Below are 20,090 nucleotides of genomic sequence, written 5' to 3'. Positions count from 1 at the left end.
ACGACGGCGCACGGATGCGCGCGGGCCGCTTCGCCGGGGTGAACGGGCGGAGAGTCCCCTCTAACCTGAGTGGGAGTTGTGCCCGGGGGCGTGCGCCTCGGGCTGGAAACGCGATGGTGGGGGCGCCATGCGCAGAGGTGGCTACGTGACATCGGCGAGAAGCCGAGTGGTGGCGGGATTGACGGCGGTGCTCCTCGCCGTCGGAGGCGTGGTGGGCGGTGTCGCGCCAGCCGCCGTCGCCGCGGGTGACTACCTGCAGATCGACAAGAGCGTCGACAAGCCGCTTCCCCTCCCGGGCGACACTTCACCTACTCGGTGAAGGTCACGTGCTCGGAGGTCGACTGCCTTGACCCCCAGCTCACCGACCTCCTGCCTGCCGCGCTCGCGGGCTTCCCGATCGAAGACGTGGTGTTCACGCCGCAGACGACGCCCATCGTGGTGACTGGTCTTCGACCGGTGATGACACGCCTCCGGCGACCGTGGGGACGAACGCCGCCGACTGGCCTGACGTGACGGGGGCGGATGCCGCGGCATCCGCCCCCGTCACGGCCTGGGCAGCCCCGGTGCCCATCTCGATAGGATGGGGTGTACCGGCATCCGCGGTATGACCGTGCGCAAACGGGGGAGTAGCTCATGCCAGGAATCGTCATCGTCGGCGTCCAGTGGGGAGACGAGGGCAAGGGCAAGGCCACCGACCTGCTCGGCGACCGCACCGACTGGGTCGTCAAGTTCAACGGCGGCAACAACGCCGGGCACACCGTCGTCATCGGCGACGAGAAGTACGCCCTGCACCTGCTGCCCTCGGGCATCCTCTCCCCGGGCGTCAACGCCGTCATCGGCAACGGCGTCGTCGTCGACCTCGAGGTGCTCTTCGCCGAGATCGAAGCCCTCAACGCCCGGGGGCTCGACACCTCGCGCCTCAAGATCAGTGCCAACGCGCACGTCATCACGCAGTACCACCGGACGCTCGACAAGGTCACCGAGCGCTTCCTCGGCAAGCGCATGATCGGCACGACCGGCCGCGGCATCGGCCCCACCTACGCCGACAAGATCAACCGCGTCGGCATCCGCATCCAGGACCTCTTCGACGAGAACATCCTGCGCCAGAAGGTCGAGGGCGCCCTCGAGCAGAAGAACCACCTGCTCGTGAAGGTGTTCAACCGCCGCGCGATCACGGTCGACGAGATCGTCGACGACCTGCTGTCGTACGTCGACCGCCTGCGTCCCATGGTGTGCGACACCGGACTGCTGCTGAATCAGGCGCTGGATGCCGGTGACGTCGTCGTCTTCGAGGGTGGCCAGGCGACCATGCTCGACGTCGACCACGGCACCTACCCGTTCGTGACGTCCTCGTCGGCGACCGCCGGTGGCGCATCGACCGGTTCGGGCGTCGGCCCCAACCGCCTGGACCGCATCGTCGGCATCGTCAAGGCGTACACGACGCGCGTCGGGTCGGGCCCGTTCCCGACCGAGCTGTTCGACGAGCAGGGCGAATGGCTGCGCAAGCGCGGCTTCGAGTTCGGCACGACGACCGGCCGCCCGCGCCGCGTCGGCTGGTACGACGCGCCCATCACCCGCTACGCCACCCGCGTGAACGGCATCACCGACCTCGTGCTGACGAAGCTCGACATCCTCACCGGGCTCGACGAGATCCCGGTGTGCGTCGCGTACGACGTCGACGGCGAGCGGTTCGACGAGGTGCCGGTGAACCAGACCGACTTCCACCACGCGAAGCCGATCCTGGAGTACTTCCCCGGGTGGAAGCAGGACATCTCGGGCGCCCGCACCTTCGAAGACCTGCCGCTCGAGGCGCAGGACTACGTCCTGGCCCTCGAAGCCATGAGCGGCACCCGCATCTCGGTGATCGGCGTGGGCCCGGCCCGCGACGCCGTCATCGTGCGCCACGACCTCGTCGACTGACCGCGCCGTGCGCCTGTTCGCCGGCGGCTACACGGCCGACATGGACGCGCACGCCGAGGGCATCGGCGTGCTCCACGCGGGGTCGCCGGACGGGGTGCTCGCCGGCGGCGCGCTGCGCTGGGCGGGCACGGCTGCGGCATCCGCTTCGCCGTCGTGGATCGCGTGGCATCCGACGCAGGACCTGATCTACGCGGCGCAAGAGGGCGCCGGCACGGTGCAGGCGTTCCGCCGCACCGGCGAGGAGTCGTTCGCCTCGCTCGGCGCCGCGGTCGCCGTCGGCGACGCGCCGTGCCATGTCGCCGTCGCGCCCGACGGCAGGTCGCTCATCGCGTCGTGCTACGGCGACGGTCGGGTCGTCCGGCTGTCGCTGGATGCCGCGGGCCGCCCGGCCGCGCCTGCGGCGGCGCCCGCGGCGGCGCTCGTCGCGGACGTGCCGGGTCTCGCGGAACTTCCGGCAGGCGCGCCCGCCCCGCATGCGCATCAGGCGCGCTTCACGCCGGCCGGACTGATCACGACCGACCTCGGGCTCGATCTCGTGCGCAGCTGGGACGTGCGCGGCGACGGGCTCGCGGAACGTCACCGCGTCGCGCTCCCCGCCGGGAGCGGTCCGCGGCACAGCGTCTGGCACCCGAGCGGGCACCTCTATGTCGTGACGGAGTACTCGAACGAGGTGTTCGTGCTGCGGCCCGCGCCGGGCGGCGCCTTGGCCCTCGTCGGCGGCGCGCAGCTGGTGGGCGCGCAGGTCGGTGCGGACTATCCGGCCGAGATCGCGCTCACGCGCGACGCGCAATATGCCGTGGTCGGCATCCGCGGCAGCAACACGCTCGCGACGCTCCGCGTCGGCGGCGACGGCAGCGCGCTCGCGACGGTCGCTCTCGTCGAGTCGGGCGTCGACTGGCCGCGCCATCACGTCATCGCGCGCGACACCGTGCTCGTCGCCGGTCAGCGCTCCGACGAGGTGGTCTCGCTCACGATCGACGAGCGCACCGGTGTCCCCGGGCGTGTGCGCCACCGCGTCGAAGCGCCGACACCCACCTGCCTGCTGCCCGACCGCTGACACTCGGTGATCGCGTAGCCCGCCGTCACTCCTCCGGTGATCGAGTAGCCCGTGAGGAACGAGCGGGCGTACCGAGATCAACCCGCGCCTCGCAGGGTGGGGGACGTTGGTTTTGGTACCGCGCTGGCGCACCTACTCACCACCGGTGGGGCGGCTTCGGCAGCTAGACCGCGGCATCCTGCTTCGGGATGAAGACCTTCTTCACGATGAGCAGAATCGACGCCGTCACGGGGATCGCGACGAGCGCGCCGAGCAGCCCCATCAGCGTGCCGCCGACGAGCGCGCCGATGACGACGAGCGACCCGGGGACCGAGATCGCCTTGTTCATGACGCGAGGCGTCAGCACGTATGCCTCGAGCTGCATGTAGACGAGATAGGCGAGCGCGAAGATCAGCGCGGCCAGCGGGTTGGCGATCAGGGCGACGACCGAACCGATGCCCCAGAACAGCACTGTTCCGACGAGCGGGATGATCGTGATCGAGAAGGCGATCACGGCCATGAGGGCCGGGAACGGCAGGCCGAGCACCGCGTAGAGCAGCAGCGTGACCATCGAGTTGAAGAACGCGAGGACGACCATGCCGCCGAGGTATCCGCCGACCGAGTCGGTGATCTCCTCGGTCAGTTCCGCGGTGAGCGGCCGCGAGCGCGCGGGCACCATGCGGTAGAACGCCAGCTTCATCTCCGGGAGCGTCGCGAGGAAGTACAGGCTCAGCACGATGACGATGATGAGGCCCGAGATCGTCGTGCCGATCGAGACGCCGATGGAGAGCACCCCGCCGCCGATCGCGGCGATGTTGCCGGGGTTGGTGAGGAACTTCTGCAGCTCGGCGAGCAGGTCAGGCGCCTGGTCGCCGAACTGCGTCACGAGCCACGCGTAGAACTCGGTGCGCTGGAAGGCGGTGATCATGCCCGGCAGGTCGCGGAAGAACTGCGCGATCTGGCCGATGACGGTCGGCAGCACGAGCCAGAGGATCGCCACCATCACGATGGCGAAGACGAAGTACACGATGGCGATCGCCCACGGCCGCTTCGTGCCGTGGCGCTCCAGCCGCCGCACGACGGGATCGAGACCGAGCGCGGCGAACAGGGCGAACGCGATGTAGATCCAGATCGTGACGAGGTTCGAGATCGCCATGCCGAGCGCGATCGCCGCGAGCGCACCGAACGCGAGGAAGAAGCCCGCGACGAACGGCCGGTTCACGCTCGCGAGCACCGGGCGGCCACGCCGCGACTCGGCGGGCGGAGCGGATGCCGCGGCGAGCGGCTCCGGCGCGGTGACGGTCGGACCCGCGGGGGTGGACGCTTTCGCACGACGCAGAAGCGATCGCTTCGGGGACGCGTCCGAACCTGCTGCCATGGTCACACTCTAGAGCCCCCCTCGCGCGCCCGCGGGGGCAACCATCCGGCGAGGGTGACCGCGTCGAGCCGGTAACCTCGGCGGGGGAGGACACCATGACCGACGCCACGACGCAGCTGCACCGCCTACGCGCCAGCATCGACAACATCGACGCCGCGCTCATCTTCCTGCTGGCCGAGCGCTTCCGCAGCACGCAGCAGGTCGGTGTGCTCAAGGCGGAGCACCGGATGCCGGCATCCGATCCCGCTCGCGAGGAGCAGCAGATCGCCCGGCTGCGCGCCCTCGCCCACGACGCCGACCTCGACCCCGAGTTCGCCGAGAAGTGGTTCAACTTCGTGGTCGCGGAGGTCATCCGCCACCACACCGCCGCCGGCGCCCCCGAGGGTGACGCCGGCGGCGACGCGGCCATCGACGACTGACTTACGGCACTGCGCGGCGCAGCGTCAGGAACGAGATCGCCCCGAGCGCGACGGTGGCCACGGCCATTCCGCCGGCGAGTCCGCCCGTGCCGAGTCCTGCGATCCACTCGAACACGGCTCCCCAGGCATCGAGGCGGCCGATCAGCCACATCGCGGCGACGAGGACGACGCCGATCGCGATGAGGGTGATGGTGAGCCCGAACGCGCCGAAGCGGCGGTAGAGCGTCGCGCCCCAGAAGCCGACGACGAACAGCAGCAGCGAGAGCACGGCGAAGAACACGCCGGCCATGAGCGCACCGGAGCGCCATACCCAGTCGAGGTAGAAGAAGTATCCGTTGACGCCCCAGCCGCGCGTCGCCTGTTCGAGGAACCCGCCGACGACGAACGTCACGCCGAGGATCACCGCGGTGACGACCGCAGCGAGCATCGTCCCGAAGAAGAACTCCCTGCGGGTGATGCTCATCGCCTGCGAGAACGGGAACGTGTAGCTGAGCGCCATGATCCCGAGCGCGAAGAAGTACCAGATCGGCGCCTGGCTGCCACCACCGTACTTGGCGCCGTCGTAGGGGATCATCGCGAAGATGACGAGGGACATCACGAACGACGCCCCGAGGATGATGAGCGGCATCCAGATGAACGTGTACTTGTTCACGAACTGCATGCGCACGACGTTCACAGTGCGGTTCATCGGAGTGCTCCTTCGTCAGACGAGATCTGATCCTGCTGTGCGCGCTGGGTCGTGCGCACGATGAGCTGCTGCAGTGAGACCGGCGTGGCCTCGAGCCCGGCAGCTGCCAGGCGGCTGCGATCGGACGCCGTGAGGGCGCCGAGCACGGTGACGGATGCCACGTGGCCGAGCGACTCGCGATGCAGCACCTCCCGCCCGGCGACGAACGCGTCGACCGCGCCGGCGTCACCGACGATGTTCGCGGCCCGCCCCCGCACGGCGTCGGTCTCCTCATCCATCACGATCCGGCCGCCGTCGACGACGAGCACGCGCTCGAGCAGGTCGGAGACCTCGTCGATGAGATGGCTCGAGAGGATGACGGTGCGCGGATGCTCGGCGTAGTCCTCGAGCAGGCGGTCGTAGAAGATCTGGCGCGCGACAGCATCCAGCCCCAAGTACGGCTCGTCGAAGAACGTGATCTCGGCCCGTGAGGCGAGCCCGATGATGACCCCGACGGCCGAGAGTTGCCCTCGGGAGAGCTTCTTGATGCGCCGCTTGAGCGGCAGGGCGAACTCGCGTGCGAGGCGATCGGCGAGGCCTTGGTCCCAGTTCTCGAAGAACAGTCGGGCCATGCGGAACGCGTGACGCGGTGTGGCGTCGTCGGGGTAGCGCTGGCTTTCGCGCACGAAGCACAGGCGCCGCAGCACGCGCGCGTTCTCGTAGGGCTGCTCGCCGAACACGCGGACCTCGCCCGAGGTCGCGAAGTTCTGCGCGGTGAGGATCGACATGATCGTCGTCTTGCCGGCGCCGTTGCGTCCGAGCAGGCCGTAGATCGTGTTCTCCTCGATGCGGAACGAGACGTCGTCGAGCGCGAGGGTGTCGCGATAGCGCTTGGTGAGGTGGTCCACCTCGATGACGGTGGTCATGAACGGCTCCCTTCGGCGCGTTCGTGGATGAGTGCGGTGAGGTCGTCGGCGCTGAGGCCGAGCGTGCGGGCCTCGGCGAGCAGCGGAGTGATGAAGCGATCGGCGAAGGCCGAGCGCCGCTCGGCGAGAAGCTGCTCGCGCGCGCCGACCGCGACGAACATGCCGATGCCGCGGCGCTTGACGAGCACGCCCTTGTCGACGAGCATGTTCACTCCTTTCGCCGCGGTGGCGGGGTTGATGCGGTAGAAGGCGGCGAGCTCGTTGGTCGAGGGCGCGCGGGTGTCCTCCGGGAGCGAGCCGTCGACGATCGACTCCTCGACGCTCTCCGCGATCTGGAGGAACAGGGCCCGGCCCTCTTCGATCACGCCGTCTCCTCTCGGTTCAGTGGTTAGTCACTTGAGTAATTAACCACACAGGCGGCATGACTGTCAAGCGGATGCCGCAACGCGCCCGCGCGCGATAGCGAGCCCGCCGCGCGATGTCCAATTTGCGACCGATTCAGACGCATGAGACGTTGGAAGCGGCCCGTTGCGGGCCGTTACCAGACCAGTCCGCGATCGCCGGAGGTGCTCTGGGGCACCTGACCGACGACCGTATGGTCGGCAGCCTTTGCGCGGATCCGATGTCCGCAGCCGTGCGCCGTCGTGCGCCAGTGGCCGCCACCCGGGCGTGACCGATGCAGCCGATGCACCGGGCTGCCGAGGTGTTCTGTGACCGATGCTCCTGCCGCCGCGCCCGTTCTCGAGGCGCGGAACCTCTTCAAAGTCTTCGGACGTGCCCCGAAAGACGCCGTGCGGCGCCTGCGCGCCGGACAGACCCGCGCCGATGTGGCGGATGCCGGGACCGCCGCCGTCATCGACGCGAGCTTCACCGTCAACCGCGGCGAGATCTTCGTCATCATGGGCCTGTCAGGCTCGGGCAAGTCGACCATCATCCGCATGCTCAACGGGCTGCTGACCCCCACGGCGGGCGACGTCACGATCGAGGGCCGCAGCGTCACGGCGGCCTCGCCCGCCGAGCTGCGCACCATCCGCCGCGAGTCGGTGTCGATGGTGTTCCAGCACTTCGCGCTGCTGCCGCACCTCACGGTGCTCGACAACGCCGCCTACGCGCTCGAGATCCAGGGCGTCGGCAAGACCGAGCGCCGCGCCCGGGCGATGGAGATCCTCGAGCGGGTCGGTCTCGGCGACCGCGCCATGGCCATGCCCGACGAGCTCTCCGGCGGCATGCGGCAGCGCGTCGGCATCGCCCGCGCGCTCACGGCGGGCACCGGCATCCTGCTGATGGACGAGGCATTCTCGGCGCTCGATCCGCTCATCCGCCGCGAGATGCAGGAGCAGCTCGTCGAGCTGCAGCGCGAGCTCGGCCGCACGATCGTGTTCATCACGCACGACCTCAACGAGGCGATGTTCCTCGGCGACCGCATCGCGGTCATGCGCGACGGCCGCATCGTGCAGAACGGCACCCCCGAGGAGATCCTCACCGACCCGGCCAACGACTACGTCGCGCAGTTCGTGCAGGACGTCGACCGGGCACGGGTGCTCACGGCATCCGCCGTCATGGAGCCGCCGTCGCTGGCGACGCCCATCACGGCCGGCGTGCGCGGCGCGCTGCGCGCCATGCGCGAGAACCAGGCCGGGGCCGTCTTCGCCACCGAGAACCGCCGCCTCGTCGGCGTCGTCACCGACCGCGCCGTGATCCGCGCGGTCAAGGCCGGGCAGACCGACCTGCGCCAGATCGTCGACACCGACGTGCCGACGGTCGGGCCCGACGACCTGCTCACCGACATCGTCGAGACGGCGGTCGAGGCGACCGTGCCGCTCGCCGTGGTCGACGACCGGCGGCGCCTCATCGGCGTCATCCCCCGCATCACCCTGCTGGCGGCGCTCGGCAACGTGCCGGCGACGACGCGCGAGATGCCGATCATCCAGACGCCGCTCGAGATGGTCGCCGAGTTCACGCCGCTGGTGGATGCCGCGGCGGAGGGGAGCGTGCAGTGATGGACCAGCTCGAAGACGCCATGCGGCTGCCCGTCGGCCAGTGGGTCCGCAGCTTCGTGGACTTCCTGAAGGACTACCTCGGCGGGCTGTTCGATGTCATCGCCACGGTGTTCACGGCGATCTACGACGTCGCCGCGTGGGTGTTCACGACCCCGCCGTTCTGGGTGATCATCCTCGTGTTCGCGGCGATCGCGTGGCTCGTGAAGGGCTGGAAGCTCGCGCTCGGCACCGTGATCGGCTTCGTCGTGGTGCTCGCGGTCGACCAGTGGGAGAACGCGATGCTCACGCTCGCGCTGACCGTGGTCGCCGTGCTCATCGCGACGCTCATCGCGGTGCCCCTCGGCATCTGGGCCGCGCGGTCGCGGGCCGTCTCGAACGTCGTCCGCCCCGTGCTCGACTTCCTGCAGACGATGCCCGCGTTCGTCTACCTGCTGCCGGCGATCTTCCTCTTCAGCGTCGGGGTCGTGCCCGGCATCGTCGCGACGATCCTGTTCGCGATCGCTCCGGGTGTGCGCCTCACCGAGCTCGGCATCAGGGGAGTGGACGCGGAGGTCGTCGAGGCCGGTCAGGCGTTCGGTGCGACCCCCGGCCGCATCCTGCGTCAGATCCAGCTGCCGCTCGCGCTGCCGTCGATCATGGCGGGCATCAACCAGATCATTATGCTGTCGCTGTCGATGTCGGTCATCGCGTCGATGGTCGGCGCTCCCGGCCTCGGCCGCCCGATCGTGCAGGCGCTGAGCTCGGTGAACATCCCGCTCGGCTTCGAAGCCGGCCTCGCCGTCGTCGTGATCGCCATGATCCTCGACCGCATCACCGGCGCCCTCGGCGCGCCGCGCCGGCCGCGTCGCGCGGTGGCGCCGGCATCCGCCGCCCCCGCCACCCCTGCCGCCTCCGCCACGCCTGGCGCCGAGACCGCGGCATCCGCCGAGAAGACCCCCGCGACCGTCTGAGTCGCGGGCATCCCCAACATCCGCGACACAGCACGCGGAAGGAAAGGAACATCACATGAAGAAGCACCACGCACTGGCCACTCTGGCCCTCGGATCGGTCGCGGCGCTCGCGCTCGCCGGCTGCTCCGGCGACGCCGGCACGGGCTCCGACGCCGACGCGAAGGAGATCACGATCGGCGTGTTCAACGGCTGGCCGGAGGGCGAGGCCGCGTCGTACCTGTGGAAGCTCATCCTCGAGGACAAGGGCTACGACGTCGAGCTCGAATACGCCGACGCCGGGCCGGTCTTCCAGGCCGTCGCGGGCGGCGACTACGACCTCGCGCTCGACGGCTGGCTGCCGCTCACGCACGCCGACTACTTCGCCGAGTACGGCGACGACATCACCGACATCGGCGCCTGGAACGACGACGCGAAGCTCACGATCGCCGTGAACGCCGACGCGCCGATCGACTCGCTCGACGAGCTTGCGGGCGCCGCCGACCAGTTCGGCAACCGCCTCATCGGCATCGAGCCCGGCGCGGGGCTGACGAAGGCGACGCAGGATGCCGTCATCCCGACCTACGGCCTGGAGGGCTTCGACTACATCACGTCGTCGACCCCGGCCATGCTCGCCGAGCTCGACACGAAGCTCGCCGCCGGGGAGAACGTCGCCGTCACGCTGTGGCGCCCGCACTGGGCGTACGACGCGTACGACATCAAGGACCTCGCCGACCCCGAGGGCACCCTCGGCGACGCGGAGTCGATCCACACGTTCACGCGCACCGGGTTCGACACCGACTTCCCGGAGGTGAACACCTGGCTGACCGACTTCCGGATGGATTCGGACGTGCTGTTCTCGCTCGAGAACGCGATGTACAACACCGACGAGCAGGTCAGCGACTACACCGACATCGTGCGGGCGTGGATGGACGAGAACAAGGAGTGGGTCGACTCCCTGACCGCCTGATCTCAGCTCTGCGGTGTAGCCGCCCCGTCGCCGTCGCGCGGCGGGGCGGCTCCGGTCTGTGGCGGGGTGGGCCCGGTCTGGGGTGGGCTGGTCCCGGTCTGCGGCGCAGTGGTCCCGGCATCCAACTGCAGCGCGACCTTCTTCTCGAGGCGTTCGACGGCCTCGTCCGACAGGGCCAGCAGACCGTCGACCTCGTCGCGCACGCGCCGGTAGGCGATCTGCCGCTCGGCGGGCGTCGCGGACTGGTCGAGCGCGACCGCGAGCAGCTGCTGCGCCGTCGCGAGGCGCTTGCGCTCGGTCTCGCTGAACTGCGAGTCGCGCACGCGGCGAGCTTCGCGCTCGGCCAGGTCGAAGGCGACCTCGTAGTCGGTGACGGCATCGCGGTATTCGGCGAGCTGCTCGGCGGTGAGCCGGGCGTCGGCACTCGGCGGCCGCAGCCGGTCGGCGACCTTCTTCGCCCGCAGGAATGCGGCGGTCAGCGGCTGGCGCCCGTCGCTCATGGTCGGGAAGGCGATCATCCGCGCGACGTCGAGCTCGTACTCCAGCCAGCGCGCGGTGATGGCGTCATGGGTCTGGAACAGCTGCTCCAACTGGTGCGGGATCGCGGCGGGCCGGGTGATCGTCTTGGGCTCGGTGGCCGCCGTCACCGTCGGCGCGGTGCGAGCGGCGCGCAGCTGCGCCTTGGCCGACATGACCTCGAGGCGCCGCTTGTGGTGCCGGTCGAGCGCCCGGTCGACGCCGCGGACGGCGCCCCCCAGCACACCGGCGAGGGGGAACACGAGCCACCAGTACCCGCCGACGAACTGCCAGAACTGCTCCACCGTGCCACCCTACTTCTCGGGCGGGTCAGGATCCGGGAGGACGTTGCGTCCGCGACGGCACCGGCCAGACGCGCGGCGGCGACGGCGCCTGCGCGGGCGGGGCCGTGCGGTCGGGCCCAGGCGTGCGGTCGGGCTGCGCCGTGCGGTCGGGCTGCGCCGCCGGGTCTCGGGGCGCCGGGTCTCGCTGCGCCGCCGGATCGGATCGCGGGGGCGGATCGGCGGAGGCAGGCGGCGAGGGCGGTGCGGATGCCGCGCGTGCGGCGCTCGCGCGAGCGATCACCTCGGCGGAGCGGGCGATGACGGTCTGCGCGAGCCCCTGCGCGAAGTCCTGTGCCGCCGTGCCCCACTGCGAGAGGGCCGAGGGCGCCGCGGCATCCGGGTCACCCTCGCGCGGCGTCGCCGGCATGTCACCGGCGGCCCTCGCCCGGCGCCAGGCGTCGGCCTCGGCGGCCTCGAACGCTCGGGTCTCGCGGAGCACGGCGTCGCGATAGGCCGTGAACTGCGCGGCGGTGATGCGCGCCTGCGGCGACGCCGGACGCAGCTCGCGGGCCGCGCGCTGTGCGGCGAGGAAGTGAGCGGTGAGCGGTTCGCGGGCATCGGTCATCGCCGGGAACGCGATGAGCCGTGCGGGGTCGGTCTCGTACGCCATCCATCGTGCCGTGACCTCGTCGTGGGCGGCCATGAGACGCGCGAGCGGCAGCGCCGCCGGGTCGGTCGCGGCGGCGGGGAGGGCCGTGCGCGCGGCATCGACGTGTGCGCGGCGCACGCGCACCGTGGCCGCCGCGGCCTTCGCCTCGCGCTGCGTGCGCTCGAGGTTCTTCCGGGCGGCGGCGGTGTCGGCGCTGGAGGCACGGCCCGTGGCGCGCTCGGCCTGGATGCGCGCGAGTTCGGTGCGGGCGACACGGACCGCGACGCGCGCGCTCGCGGCATCCCGGCGCGCGGCCTTCAACTCGCCGCGCGCGGCGTCGAGTTCGATGCGCCGCAGCCGCGCCGCGCGCTCCTGACGCAGGCCGAACCAGCCGGCGGCACCGGCCCCGATCAAGCTCGGCCCGATCCACCAGAACTCGGCGACTGTCGCCCACAGCGGGTCCACAGGGTCATGCTAACCAGCATGCCTGTGAGGGGCATCCGCTGCACCCGGGTGCCGGAGCCGCCTGAGGCGGACGCGGAAGGAATCAGCCGAACAGCAGCGCGAGCACCGTGGCGCCGCCGCCGACGAGGATGAGCGCGACGATCACGACCCACGCGATGATGCGGGTGCGGCGCGTGCGGGCCTCGTTCATGCCCTGGTACTCGTTGTCGTCGCTCATGCGCCCAGCCTACGGGTCAGAGCGCGGGCTCGGTGATCGTGGCGCCGAAGACGTCCGGGAGCGTCGCGGTCGAGACGGCGCGCAGCTCGGACACGGTGAGCGTGAAGACGTCCTGGATCTCCAGCGCCGGCTCGTCGCCGTCCGCGGCGGGATCGGTCACGCCGATGCGGAGCACCGGGTAGCCCCGGCCCTCGCACAGGCCCCGGAACTTCACGTCCTCCTCGCGCGGCACCGACACGATGACACGGCCGGTCGACTCGCTGAACAGGGCGGTGGCGGCGTCCACACCGTCACGCTCCATGATCTCGCGCAGCCACACGCGTGCGCCGACGCCGAAGCGCATGACGGCCTCCGCGAGGGCCTGGCCGAGTCCGCCCGACGACAGGTCGTGCGCGCTCGAGACGAGTTCCTGCTGGGATGCCGCGTGGATGAGCTCCGCGAGCCGCTTCTCCTGCGCCAGGTCCACCGCCGGCGGTCGGCCGCCGAGGTGGCCGTGCACCGTGCCCGCCCACGCGGAGCCGCTGAGCTCCGTGGACGTCACGCCGAGCAGGTAGATGTTCTCGCCGGCATCCTGCCACCCGCTCGGGATGCGGCGGGCGACGTCGTCGATGATGCCGAGCACGCCGACGACCGGCGTCGGGAAGATCGGCACATCGCCGGTCTGGTTGTAGAAGCTGACGTTGCCGCCCGTGACCGGTACGCCGAGCTCGAGGCACGCGTCGGCGAGGCCGTCGACGGCCTGCCCGAATTGCCACATGACCTCGGGATTCTCGGGGCTGCCGAAGTTGAGGCAGTCGGTGACCGCGGTGGGCACGGCACCCGTCACGGCGACGTTGCGGTACGCCTCGGCGAGCGCGAGCTGCGCACCGGCGTACGGGTCGAGCTGGCAGAAGCGGCCGTTGCAGTCCGTGGCGATCGCGAAGCCGAGGCCCGACTCCTCGTCGACGCGGATCATGCCGGCGTCGTCGGGGAAGCTCAGTGCGGTGTTGCCCATGACGTAGTAGTCGTACTGGTTGGTGATCCAACTGGTGTCGGCGAGGTTCGGGCTGCCGAGCAGCTGCAGGAACTGGTCCTGCAGCGCAGCCGGGTCGTCGGTGCGGGGCAGGGCGGATGCCGAGTCGTCGCGCAGTGCGTCGATCCAGGTCGGGTAGGCCACGGGACGCTCGTACACCGGGCCGTCGACCGCGACGGTGGACGGGTCGACGTCGACGATCTGCTCGCCGTGCCAGAAGATCTGCAGCCGGCCGTCGCCGGTGACCTCGCCGAGGACGCTGGTTTCGACATCCCATTTGCCGACCACCGCGAGGAAGGCGTCGAGCTTCTCGGGAGCGACGATCGCCATCATGCGCTCCTGGCTCTCGCTCATGAGGATCTCCTCGGGCGTGAGCGTGGGGTCGCGCAGCAGCACGTTCTCGAGGTCGACGCGCATGCCCGATCCGCCGTTGGCGGCGAGCTCGCTCGTCGCGCACGAGATGCCCGCGGCGCCGAGGTCTTGGATCGCCTCGACGAGTTCGCCCTGGTAGAGCTCCAGGCAGCACTCGATGAGCACCTTCTCGGCGAACGGGTCGCCCACCTGCACGGCGGGACGCTTGGTCGGGCCCCCGTCGGCGAAGGTGTCGGAGGCGAGGATCGACGCGCCGCCGATGCCGTCGCCGCCGGTGCGCGCCCCGAACAGCACGACCTTGTTGCCGGCGCCGGTGGCGTTGGCGAGCTTGATGTCCTCGTGGCGCATGACGCCGACCGCGAGCGCGTTGACGAGCGGGTTGCCCTGGTAGACGGCGTCGAACACCGTCTCGCCGCCGATGTTCGGCAGGCCCAGGCAGTTGCCGTAGAAGCTGATGCCGCTGACCACGCCGTGCACCACGCGTTCGGTGTCGGGGTTGTCGATGGCGCCGAAGCGCAGCTGGTCCATGACGGCGACGGGGCGCGCGCCCATCGAGATGATGTCGCGCACGATGCCGCCGACGCCGGTCGCGGCGCCCTGGAACGGCTCGATGTAGCTGGGGTGGTTGTGGCTCTCGACCTTGAAGGTGACCGCCCAGCCCTCACCCACGTCGACGACGCCGGCGTTCTGCCCCATGCCGACCATGAGGCGCGTCTTCATCTCGTCCGAGACCTTGTCGCCGAAGCGGCGCAGGTAGATCTTGGAGGACTTGTAAGAGCAGTGCTCGCTCCACATGACGGAGTACATCGCCAGCTCGCCGCTCGTGGGGCGCCGGCCGAGGATCTCCTTGATCCTCGCGTACTCGTCGGGCTTGAGCCCGAGCGCCGCGTACGGCTGCTCCTTCTCCGGCGTCGCCAGGGCGTTCTCAACGGTGTCTGCAACGGGGGTGCTCACGCGGCTGTGCTCCAAGAGATCGCGGGATGCCGGGGGACGCCGTCCAGTCTAGTTGTGGCCCCGGCGCGGGCGGTTCCGCGGTCCTTCTGCGGGGCGGGCGAGCGTGTTCGCGCGTCAGTGGGAGGGCTCGCCGGTGTTGATGACTCCGATGCCGGTAGCTTCGTGACTCGGCTCGGCGGCGGAGGGCGAGACCGTCCCGGGCTCGGCGGGGTTCGGGGCGGGCGTCTCGTCGGGTGTCGGCACCGTCGGCTCGGCGGGAGTGGGCGCGAGCGGCTCGCTCGGGTTCGGTGCCAGCGGCTCATCGGGGTTCGGGGCCTTGGGCTCCTCGCCCGGCTCCTTCTCGGTGCTCGGCTCGGTGAGCTGATCGGTCGACGGCTCGGCCGTCGGCTCGGTGGTGTCGGCGGCGGGTTCGGGGGTGCCCTCGTCGGACATGGCGTCTCCTTCGGTCGGTTCGCGTGTCGGTTCGAGTCTCGGCGTCGTCGCCCCACCAGGCACGGGGGTTGACAGGGCGCGGGCCGCCATCTCGCGCCTGTCGCCGGCGGGTCGTAGAGTCTGCCCATGACCGGACTGACGCCCTATCTGCACTTCGCCGGCACCGCTCGCGAGGCGCTGACCTTCTACCGTGATGTCTTCGGCGGTGAGCTCGTGGACCCGCTCGCGCTCAAGCCCTGGGGCGACCACGACGGGCAGGTGCGCGACCGGTTCGGAGTGACCTGGCTCATCGGATATCAGGGGTGATGACGTGATCGACGACGCGTATCCGCGTGACCTGGTGATGACGGCGGCGATCTTCGGGGTCGCGGCGTTCGTGTGGTCGGGGTGGGCGCAGGAGCGTCCGCCGCGCGGCGTGTTGTGGCGTGTCGTGCTGGCGGTGTTGGGCGTCGCGGGCCTCGCCGTCGCCGGGTTCGCGATCCCGCTCGCGGTGCGGCATTGGTCGACCGCGACGGCGGTCCGCTTCGAGGGCCCCGCGTGGGTGGCCTACCTCGTGGTCGTCGCGATCGAGGTCGTGGCGTGCATCGTGCTCGCCGTGTGGGCGAGCCGGTCCGGCCGCTCCGATCTGATCGCGCCGCTGATCCTCGCGGTCGTCGGCATCCACTTCATCCCCCTCGCGTTCGTCTTCGGCCAGCCGATCATGGCCTGGACCGGGGTCGCGCTCGCCGTCGTCGCCGTTGTCGCTGCGGTGATCCCGTCATCCGATACCACGCGCAGCTTCTGGTGCGGCCTCATCGGGGCGCCGGTGTTCCTGCTCGCGGCGGTGCCGTGCCTGGTCGTCGGCCGCGCGGCCTTCGCGGCATGACCGTCCCTGCCGTCGCGCTGCTGCGCGCCCGCGCCGCGGAGATCGACGCGATGCTCGCGCGCCTCGACGACGCGGATGCCGCCGTGCGCTCCGACCGTGCCGACGGCACCGCCGACGACGAGCACGACCCGGAGGGGTCGACGCTGTCGGGCGAGTGGCAGCGGATCGACGCTCTGCAGCGCGCCCTCGCGGCGGAGCGGGCGGAGATCGCGGCGGCACTCGAACGGGTGGATGCCGGGACCTACGGCATCTGCGTCGTGTGCGGGCAGCCGATCCCCGCCGCGCGGCTGGAGGTCCGGCCGATGGCGACCACCTGCGTCGCGTGCTGCATCCGGTAGAAGTGCGCGCCGAACCCGCCATCGATACTCAGCGCCACGAGTTCATCCAGCCAAGGCATCAGCATCCCGGTCCGGTCCTCGCCCAGCCGCAGCGCCTGAGCCGGTTCGGTGTAGATCGTATCCACCAGCTCCTGGGCATCGAGCCGGTCCTGGAGCAGCCCGGCGTGCTGCCAGAACACCTGGTCCACCAGGTAGTCGGTGTCCAGGTAGACCGTGGTGACGGTGATATGGTCCTCCGGTTCGCTGCCACACAAGACATTCGCACTCAGGACCACCACATCGCCCGCGCTGACCGGCTTCTGCCCGAACTCACTGAACAGGATCGCCGAGCCCGACCGGACCACGATCACCTTCACGCAGTCATACGCCACCGGACCCACCGGAGAATGCACCGTCCGGGTCCGAGCGAGTGTCGGACAAAACCGCCGACGGCTGGCGCCCGCAGGGAGTGCGGAGTTGCTCCCGGCCGCGGACGATCCCATCAGCCGTCCCCGCCGTCAGCGCGGCCGACGTCATCAGCGCAGTGGGTTCGGTGTCAGGCGGCAACCTGCTCGGCCGCTGTCTCGCTGGTCCGTTGGCTCTTCGGCATCGTGGTGGAGCCTCGGGTGTTGTGCAGCAGTCGCATCGCGTTGGCGATGACGACGAGTACGGACGCTTCGTGGACGAGCATGCCGATGGACATGGTCACCCCGCCGGCGAAGACCCCGGCCAGCAGCAACACCACGGTGATCAGGGCGATCGCGATGTTCTGCCGCATCACTGCCACCGTCCGCTTGGCCAGCCCGATGGCTTCGGGCAGCTTGAGCAGGTTATCGCCCATCAGCGCGATGTCGGCGGTCTCCACGGCCACGGCCGAGCCTGCCGCACCCATCGCGACACCGATGTTCGCCGTCGCCAGGGCGGGGGCGTCGTTGACGCCATCACCCACCATGGCGATGGTGTGCCCCTGACGCTGCAGCTCGGTAACCGCGTCCAGCTTGTCCTCGGGGAGCAGGGAGGCGTGGATCTCATCAATCCCGGTGGCCTTCCCGATCGCCTCGGCCACCAGCCGGGTGTCGCCGGTGAGCATGACGACCTTCTCGACGCCGGCCCGGTGCAGCCGGGCCACCATCTCGGGTGCATCCTGTCGGATCTTGTCGGCGACGGCGACGACGCCGACCACTGTCTGATCGACGGCGACGATCATCGGGGTCTTCCCAGCGGCGGCCAGGCCCTGGGCTGCCTGTCCTGCCCGAGCGGTGGCGTCTTCTCCGATGCCGTGCTGCTCCAGCAGCGGCGGGTTGCCGATCAGCACCCGGCGACCATCGACCTCTGACACGATGCCCTTGCCGGGAACCGGGGTCACAGTGCCGGGGATACCTTGTGGTCCGACGCCTTCCGCGCGGGCGGTCTCCAGGATTGGCCAGGCCAGTGGATGCTCGGAGCCGGCCTCCGCCGCGGCGGCCCAGCGCAGCACCTCAGTACGATCGAGTGTGGAGTCCAAGACGACGATGTCGGTCAGCTGGGGACGGCCTTCGGTAAGGGTGCCGGTCTTGTCCACGGCCACGGCTGAGATTTTCGCCGAGGTCTCCAGGAACTCGCCACCCTTGATGAGGATGCCGTTACGAGCGGCACGGCCGATGCCGGCCACGATCGCGACCGGGATGGAGATCACCAGCGCGCCGGGGCAGCCGATGACCAGCAGGGTCAGGGCCAGCACCACGTCGCCGGAGATCAGCCCGGCCACCAGTGCCAGGACCATCACCGCGGGGGTGTACCAGCGGGAGAAGCGGTCGATGAAGGCCTGGGTCTTCGCCTTGGCGTCCTGGGCTTCCTCCACCCGATGGATGATCCGGGCCAGGGTGGTGTCCGCGCCGATGCCGGTCGCAAGTACTTGCAGAAAGCCACCGCGGGAGACGGTGCCGGCGAAGACCTGGCCGCCCTTGGTTTTCTCCACCGGGATCGACTCACCGGTGATGGAGGCCTCATCGATCGCTCCGGTTCCGGAGACGACCTGACCGTCCACGGGGACCTTCGCGCCGTTCTTGACCAGCACGATCTCGCCCATCCTGACCTGGCCGGCGGGAATCTCCTGTTGCTCGCCGTCGCGTACCACGATCGCGGAATCCGGGGCCACGGCGACGAGTTCGGCCAGCGCCGAGCGCGTCTTGTTCAAGGTGGCAGCCTCCAGGGCGTGGCCGATCGCGAACAGGAACGTGACCGCCGCGGCCTCCCAGAAGTTGCCGATGATGACCGCGCCGATCGCTGCGACCGACACCAGCAGGTCGATGCCGATGACCTTGGCGATCAGCGCGCGCACCGACTTGATCACGATCCCGTAGCCGGCGACCACGGCCGCGGCGATCATGAAGATGTCCCCGAGGGTGAACACCGCGTTGGCGTGGGTGGCGTGGGCGCCGGCGTCGAGCCACCATTGGGGGCTGACGGTGAGATTCGCGACGCCCCCGGCCGTCCACTGGATGGCGAAGGACATGACGATGAGCACGCCGGACACGACGGGAACCGACCAGTTCCCGTAGAACCATTTCTGGAGCCTGTTCACTTTCGGGTACGACCTTTCCGGGTCTCGTGCCGGCGGACCGGCAGAGTGGAATGGGGAGAAGGATGCGCGAGCGTCGCCCGCCGGGCACCGGTGGCCTTAGAACGCCGACGGGGTGGCCTTGTAGCCGGCCTTGGCGATAGCGGCCACGAGGTCGTCCACGGAGACGCGCTCCGCGTCGTGGTCGACCTCGATGCGGGCGGACGCGAAGCGGACCTTCACGTTCTCGACACCCTTGAGGCGGCCGACCTGCTTTTCGATCTTGGCCACGCACGACGGGCAAGAAAATCCCTCAGCCCTCAGGACGGTATGAGTGGTGGTAGAGGTGGCCATTGTGGACCCCTTTCGTGATGTGTTCGTTATTGACACCTTCACGGTAGGTTCGACGCACCGCGAACTCCTTGATATAGATCAAGTTCGCGTATGCCGTGCTCTTGGACCGCTACTGAGGGTGTCGGCCCCCGCTGGGGTCCAGCCGACTCCGGTAGGCTTGGACCATGCCCCAGGGCGATCTGTGTGTCACCCGCGTCCCGATCTTCCAAGGACTCTCCCGCCAAGAGCAGATGCGGGTCGCGGAGTTCGTCCGGCCCGCGCACGTCGCCAAGGGTGAGGTCGTCTATACGCCCGGACAGTCGGTCTCACGCCTGCTGGTGATGCACAGCGGACAGCTCAAGGTCAGCCAGGCGGCGGCCAATGGCCAAGAACAGATCCTGCGCACGGTGACCGATGGCGATGTCGTGGGCGAACGGGCCTTCCTGACAGGTCACCGCCCGAATGACCTCGTCGTCGCGCTGGAAGACAGCCGGATGTGCGTCTTCGACCACGCCGACCTCGCCGGCCTGCTGCGCGACTACCCGGACGTCGGTCTTCGGATGCTGCGCACCCTCTCCGACCGGCTTGCTTCCGTCGAGCGGCTGCTGGCCGCCATCACCTCCAGTGATGTCAGCGCCCGCATCGCGGCCTACCTGCTGGATCTGCCCGGCAGCATGCGAGACGGTGTCCTCACCCTGCGGCTGCCGATGGCAAAGCAGGAAATTGCTTCCTATCTGGGCACGACGCCGGAAACCCTGAGCCGCCGTCTTGCCGCTCTCGCCGCCTCCGGTGTTATCGAACTCCACGCGCGCCGCGAGGTCTCCATCCTCGACATCGATGCACTCGAAGACGTCGCCACACCTCGATAGCCCGGTGCCGTCAGTATGCATCCG

At 70.0% G+C, this 20,090-nt stretch carries 24 protein-coding genes; 11 read left to right on the top strand and 13 right to left on the bottom strand.

The window, feature by feature from the left end:
• Positions 1 to 169 precede the first annotated feature (169 nt).
• On the top strand, positions 170 to 319 hold the full coding sequence (locus JOD60_RS01535; RefSeq protein ID WP_157128001.1) for a hypothetical protein: 150 nt from the start codon (positions 170 to 172) through the stop codon (positions 317 to 319).
• Positions 320 to 412: 93 nt separating this feature from the next.
• On the opposite strand, the gene JOD60_RS01530 is transcribed toward JOD60_RS01535, so the two are convergent.
• Complete coding sequence (locus tag JOD60_RS01530) at positions 413 to 571, bottom strand: hypothetical protein (RefSeq protein WP_157128000.1); 159 nt, start codon at positions 569 to 571, stop codon at positions 413 to 415.
• 62 nt (positions 572 to 633) lie between these two features.
• Between JOD60_RS01530 and JOD60_RS01525 the strand changes: the two genes are divergently transcribed.
• Together JOD60_RS01525 and JOD60_RS01520 are read left to right on the top strand one after the other, a co-directional pair.
• Complete coding sequence (locus JOD60_RS01525; protein WP_076691913.1) at positions 634 to 1,920, top strand: adenylosuccinate synthase; 1,287 nt, start codon at positions 634 to 636, stop codon at positions 1,918 to 1,920.
• A gap of 7 nt (positions 1,921 to 1,927) precedes the next feature.
• Positions 1,928 to 2,977 carry a lactonase family protein gene (locus JOD60_RS01520; protein ID WP_076691912.1) on the top strand — a complete coding sequence of 350 codons (1,050 nt, stop codon included), beginning with the start codon at positions 1,928 to 1,930 and terminating at the stop codon, positions 2,975 to 2,977.
• A 163-nt stretch (positions 2,978 to 3,140) separates the two neighbouring features.
• Here the strand turns inward: JOD60_RS01520 and JOD60_RS01515 are convergent, their stop codons facing one another.
• The gene (locus JOD60_RS01515; protein WP_076691911.1) at positions 3,141 to 4,334 is read right to left on the bottom strand and encodes an AI-2E family transporter; all 1,194 of its coding nucleotides are present in this window, start codon (positions 4,332 to 4,334) and stop codon (positions 3,141 to 3,143) included.
• Between the two features lie 95 nt (positions 4,335 to 4,429).
• On the opposite strand from JOD60_RS01515, the gene JOD60_RS01510 reads away from it, so the two are divergent.
• Positions 4,430 to 4,753 carry a chorismate mutase gene (locus tag JOD60_RS01510; RefSeq protein WP_076691910.1) on the top strand — a complete coding sequence of 108 codons (324 nt, stop codon included), beginning with the start codon at positions 4,430 to 4,432 and terminating at the stop codon, positions 4,751 to 4,753.
• A 1-nt stretch (position 4,754) separates the two neighbouring features.
• Here JOD60_RS01510 and JOD60_RS01505 read toward each other — a convergent pair whose 3' ends face one another.
• The 3 genes from JOD60_RS01505 to JOD60_RS01495 are packed head-to-tail and all read right to left on the bottom strand — an operon-like array spanning position 4,755 to position 6,711.
• Entirely contained in the window at positions 4,755 to 5,441 is a 687-nt protein-coding gene (locus tag JOD60_RS01505) for a hypothetical protein (protein WP_076691909.1), read from the bottom strand.
• Positions 5,438 to 6,346 (bottom strand): ABC transporter ATP-binding protein, encoded by a 909-nt coding sequence (locus tag JOD60_RS01500; protein WP_076691908.1) that lies wholly within the window; start codon positions 6,344 to 6,346, stop codon positions 5,438 to 5,440. The genes JOD60_RS01505 and JOD60_RS01500 overlap by 4 nt, the downstream gene beginning before the upstream one ends.
• A complete protein-coding gene (locus tag JOD60_RS01495) occupies positions 6,343 to 6,711 on the bottom strand; it encodes a GntR family transcriptional regulator (RefSeq protein ID WP_076691907.1) in 369 nt (122 codons plus the stop codon). Before JOD60_RS01495 ends, JOD60_RS01500 begins: the two co-directional genes overlap by 4 nt.
• A 345-nt stretch (positions 6,712 to 7,056) precedes the next feature.
• Between JOD60_RS01495 and JOD60_RS01490 the strand changes: the two genes are divergently transcribed.
• The 3 genes from JOD60_RS01490 to JOD60_RS01480 are packed head-to-tail and all read left to right on the top strand — an operon-like array spanning position 7,057 to position 10,242.
• Positions 7,057 to 8,346 (top strand): quaternary amine ABC transporter ATP-binding protein, encoded by a 1,290-nt coding sequence (locus JOD60_RS01490; RefSeq protein WP_076691906.1) that lies wholly within the window; start codon positions 7,057 to 7,059, stop codon positions 8,344 to 8,346.
• Entirely contained in the window at positions 8,346 to 9,296 is a 951-nt protein-coding gene (locus JOD60_RS01485; RefSeq protein ID WP_076691905.1) for an ABC transporter permease, read from the top strand. The genes JOD60_RS01490 and JOD60_RS01485 overlap by 1 nt, the downstream gene beginning before the upstream one ends.
• Positions 9,297 to 9,351: 55 nt before the next feature.
• Entirely contained in the window at positions 9,352 to 10,242 is an 891-nt protein-coding gene (locus tag JOD60_RS01480) for a glycine betaine ABC transporter substrate-binding protein (RefSeq protein WP_076691904.1), read from the top strand.
• 2 nt (positions 10,243 to 10,244) lie between these two features.
• On the opposite strand, the gene JOD60_RS01475 is transcribed toward JOD60_RS01480, so the two are convergent.
• The 5 genes from JOD60_RS01475 to JOD60_RS01460 form a co-directional block, all read right to left on the bottom strand.
• Positions 10,245 to 11,063, bottom strand: coding sequence for a hypothetical protein (locus JOD60_RS01475; protein WP_076691903.1), 819 nt, complete (start codon positions 11,061 to 11,063; stop codon positions 10,245 to 10,247).
• Between the two features lie 25 nt (positions 11,064 to 11,088).
• A complete protein-coding gene (locus JOD60_RS01470; RefSeq protein WP_076691902.1) occupies positions 11,089 to 12,156 on the bottom strand; it encodes a hypothetical protein in 1,068 nt (355 codons plus the stop codon).
• An 82-nt stretch (positions 12,157 to 12,238) separates the two neighbouring features.
• On the bottom strand, positions 12,239 to 12,373 hold the full coding sequence (locus JOD60_RS16975) for a hypothetical protein (protein WP_269746943.1): 135 nt from the start codon (positions 12,371 to 12,373) through the stop codon (positions 12,239 to 12,241).
• 16 nt (positions 12,374 to 12,389) lie between these two features.
• Positions 12,390 to 14,711, bottom strand: coding sequence for a phosphoribosylformylglycinamidine synthase subunit PurL (gene purL, locus JOD60_RS01465; protein WP_076692313.1), 2,322 nt, complete (start codon positions 14,709 to 14,711; stop codon positions 12,390 to 12,392).
• A gap of 114 nt (positions 14,712 to 14,825) precedes the next feature.
• On the bottom strand, positions 14,826 to 15,143 hold the full coding sequence (locus JOD60_RS01460; protein WP_076691901.1) for a hypothetical protein: 318 nt from the start codon (positions 15,141 to 15,143) through the stop codon (positions 14,826 to 14,828).
• Between the two features lie 126 nt (positions 15,144 to 15,269).
• Here JOD60_RS01460 and JOD60_RS01455 point away from each other — a divergent pair, with 126 nt between their 5' ends.
• Genes JOD60_RS01455 through JOD60_RS01445 form a run of 3 tightly spaced genes read left to right on the top strand, consistent with a single transcriptional unit; the run spans position 15,270 to position 16,346 of the window.
• Positions 15,270 to 15,449, top strand: a complete 180-nt coding sequence (locus tag JOD60_RS01455) for a VOC family protein (protein ID WP_076691900.1) — start codon at positions 15,270 to 15,272, stop codon at positions 15,447 to 15,449.
• 4 nt (positions 15,450 to 15,453) lie between these two features.
• Positions 15,454 to 16,008: a hypothetical protein gene (locus tag JOD60_RS01450; protein WP_076691899.1), complete on the top strand. Its 555-nt coding sequence runs from the start codon at positions 15,454 to 15,456 to the stop codon at positions 16,006 to 16,008.
• A complete protein-coding gene (locus JOD60_RS01445; protein WP_076691898.1) occupies positions 16,005 to 16,346 on the top strand; it encodes a TraR/DksA family transcriptional regulator in 342 nt (113 codons plus the stop codon). Before JOD60_RS01450 ends, JOD60_RS01445 begins: the two co-directional genes overlap by 4 nt.
• On the opposite strand, the gene JOD60_RS01440 is transcribed toward JOD60_RS01445, so the two are convergent.
• The 3 genes from JOD60_RS01440 to JOD60_RS01430 form a co-directional block, all read right to left on the bottom strand.
• The gene (locus JOD60_RS01440; protein ID WP_307823833.1) at positions 16,250 to 16,702 is read right to left on the bottom strand and encodes a hypothetical protein; all 453 of its coding nucleotides are present in this window, start codon (positions 16,700 to 16,702) and stop codon (positions 16,250 to 16,252) included. The genes JOD60_RS01445 and JOD60_RS01440 overlap by 97 nt on opposite strands.
• A gap of 179 nt (positions 16,703 to 16,881) precedes the next feature.
• Positions 16,882 to 18,888, bottom strand: coding sequence for a heavy metal translocating P-type ATPase (locus JOD60_RS01435; RefSeq protein WP_076691897.1), 2,007 nt, complete (start codon positions 18,886 to 18,888; stop codon positions 16,882 to 16,884).
• 96 nt (positions 18,889 to 18,984) lie between these two features.
• Positions 18,985 to 19,218, bottom strand: a complete 234-nt coding sequence (locus JOD60_RS01430; protein WP_076691896.1) for a heavy-metal-associated domain-containing protein — start codon at positions 19,216 to 19,218, stop codon at positions 18,985 to 18,987.
• Positions 19,219 to 19,382: 164 nt separating this feature from the next.
• On the opposite strand from JOD60_RS01430, the gene JOD60_RS01425 reads away from it, so the two are divergent.
• Entirely contained in the window at positions 19,383 to 20,066 is a 684-nt protein-coding gene (locus tag JOD60_RS01425; protein ID WP_076691895.1) for a Crp/Fnr family transcriptional regulator, read from the top strand.
• The last annotated feature ends 24 nt before the right edge of the window (positions 20,067 to 20,090 follow it).

Origin of the sequence: Microbacterium aurum (assembly GCF_016907815.1) — a bacterium.
GTDB lineage: Bacteria > Actinomycetota > Actinomycetes > Actinomycetales > Microbacteriaceae > Microbacterium > Microbacterium aurum.
This window is presented reverse-complemented; position numbering and strand designations above follow the sequence as displayed.

Bases quoted from the DNA above. Each gene is read 5' to 3' on its own strand.
- JOD60_RS01510 (WP_076691910.1), top strand. From the start codon at position 4,430: ATGACCGACGCCACGACGCAGCTGCACCGCCTACGCGCCAGCATCGAC.
- JOD60_RS01485 (WP_076691905.1), top strand. From the start codon at position 8,346: ATGGACCAGCTCGAAGACGCCATGCGGCTGCCCGTCGGCCAGTGGGTC.
- JOD60_RS01500 (WP_076691908.1), bottom strand. From the start codon at position 6,346: ATGACCACCGTCATCGAGGTGGACCACCTCACCAAGCGCTATCGCGAC.
- JOD60_RS01430 (WP_076691896.1), bottom strand. From the start codon at position 19,218: ATGGCCACCTCTACCACCACTCATACCGTCCTGAGGGCTGAGGGATTT.
- JOD60_RS16975 (WP_269746943.1), bottom strand. From the start codon at position 12,373: ATGAGCGACGACAACGAGTACCAGGGCATGAACGAGGCCCGCACGCGC.
- JOD60_RS01530 (WP_157128000.1), bottom strand. From the start codon at position 571: ATGGGCACCGGGGCTGCCCAGGCCGTGACGGGGGCGGATGCCGCGGCA.
- JOD60_RS01505 (WP_076691909.1), bottom strand. From the start codon at position 5,441: ATGAACCGCACTGTGAACGTCGTGCGCATGCAGTTCGTGAACAAGTAC.
- JOD60_RS01445 (WP_076691898.1), top strand. From the start codon at position 16,005: ATGACCGTCCCTGCCGTCGCGCTGCTGCGCGCCCGCGCCGCGGAGATC.
- JOD60_RS01480 (WP_076691904.1), top strand. From the start codon at position 9,352: ATGAAGAAGCACCACGCACTGGCCACTCTGGCCCTCGGATCGGTCGCG.
- JOD60_RS01525 (WP_076691913.1), top strand. From the start codon at position 634: ATGCCAGGAATCGTCATCGTCGGCGTCCAGTGGGGAGACGAGGGCAAG.
- JOD60_RS01425 (WP_076691895.1), top strand. From the start codon at position 19,383: ATGCCCCAGGGCGATCTGTGTGTCACCCGCGTCCCGATCTTCCAAGGA.
- JOD60_RS01515 (WP_076691911.1), bottom strand. From the start codon at position 4,334: ATGGCAGCAGGTTCGGACGCGTCCCCGAAGCGATCGCTTCTGCGTCGT.
- JOD60_RS01455 (WP_076691900.1), top strand. From the start codon at position 15,270: ATGACCGGACTGACGCCCTATCTGCACTTCGCCGGCACCGCTCGCGAG.
- JOD60_RS01460 (WP_076691901.1), bottom strand. From the start codon at position 15,143: ATGTCCGACGAGGGCACCCCCGAACCCGCCGCCGACACCACCGAGCCG.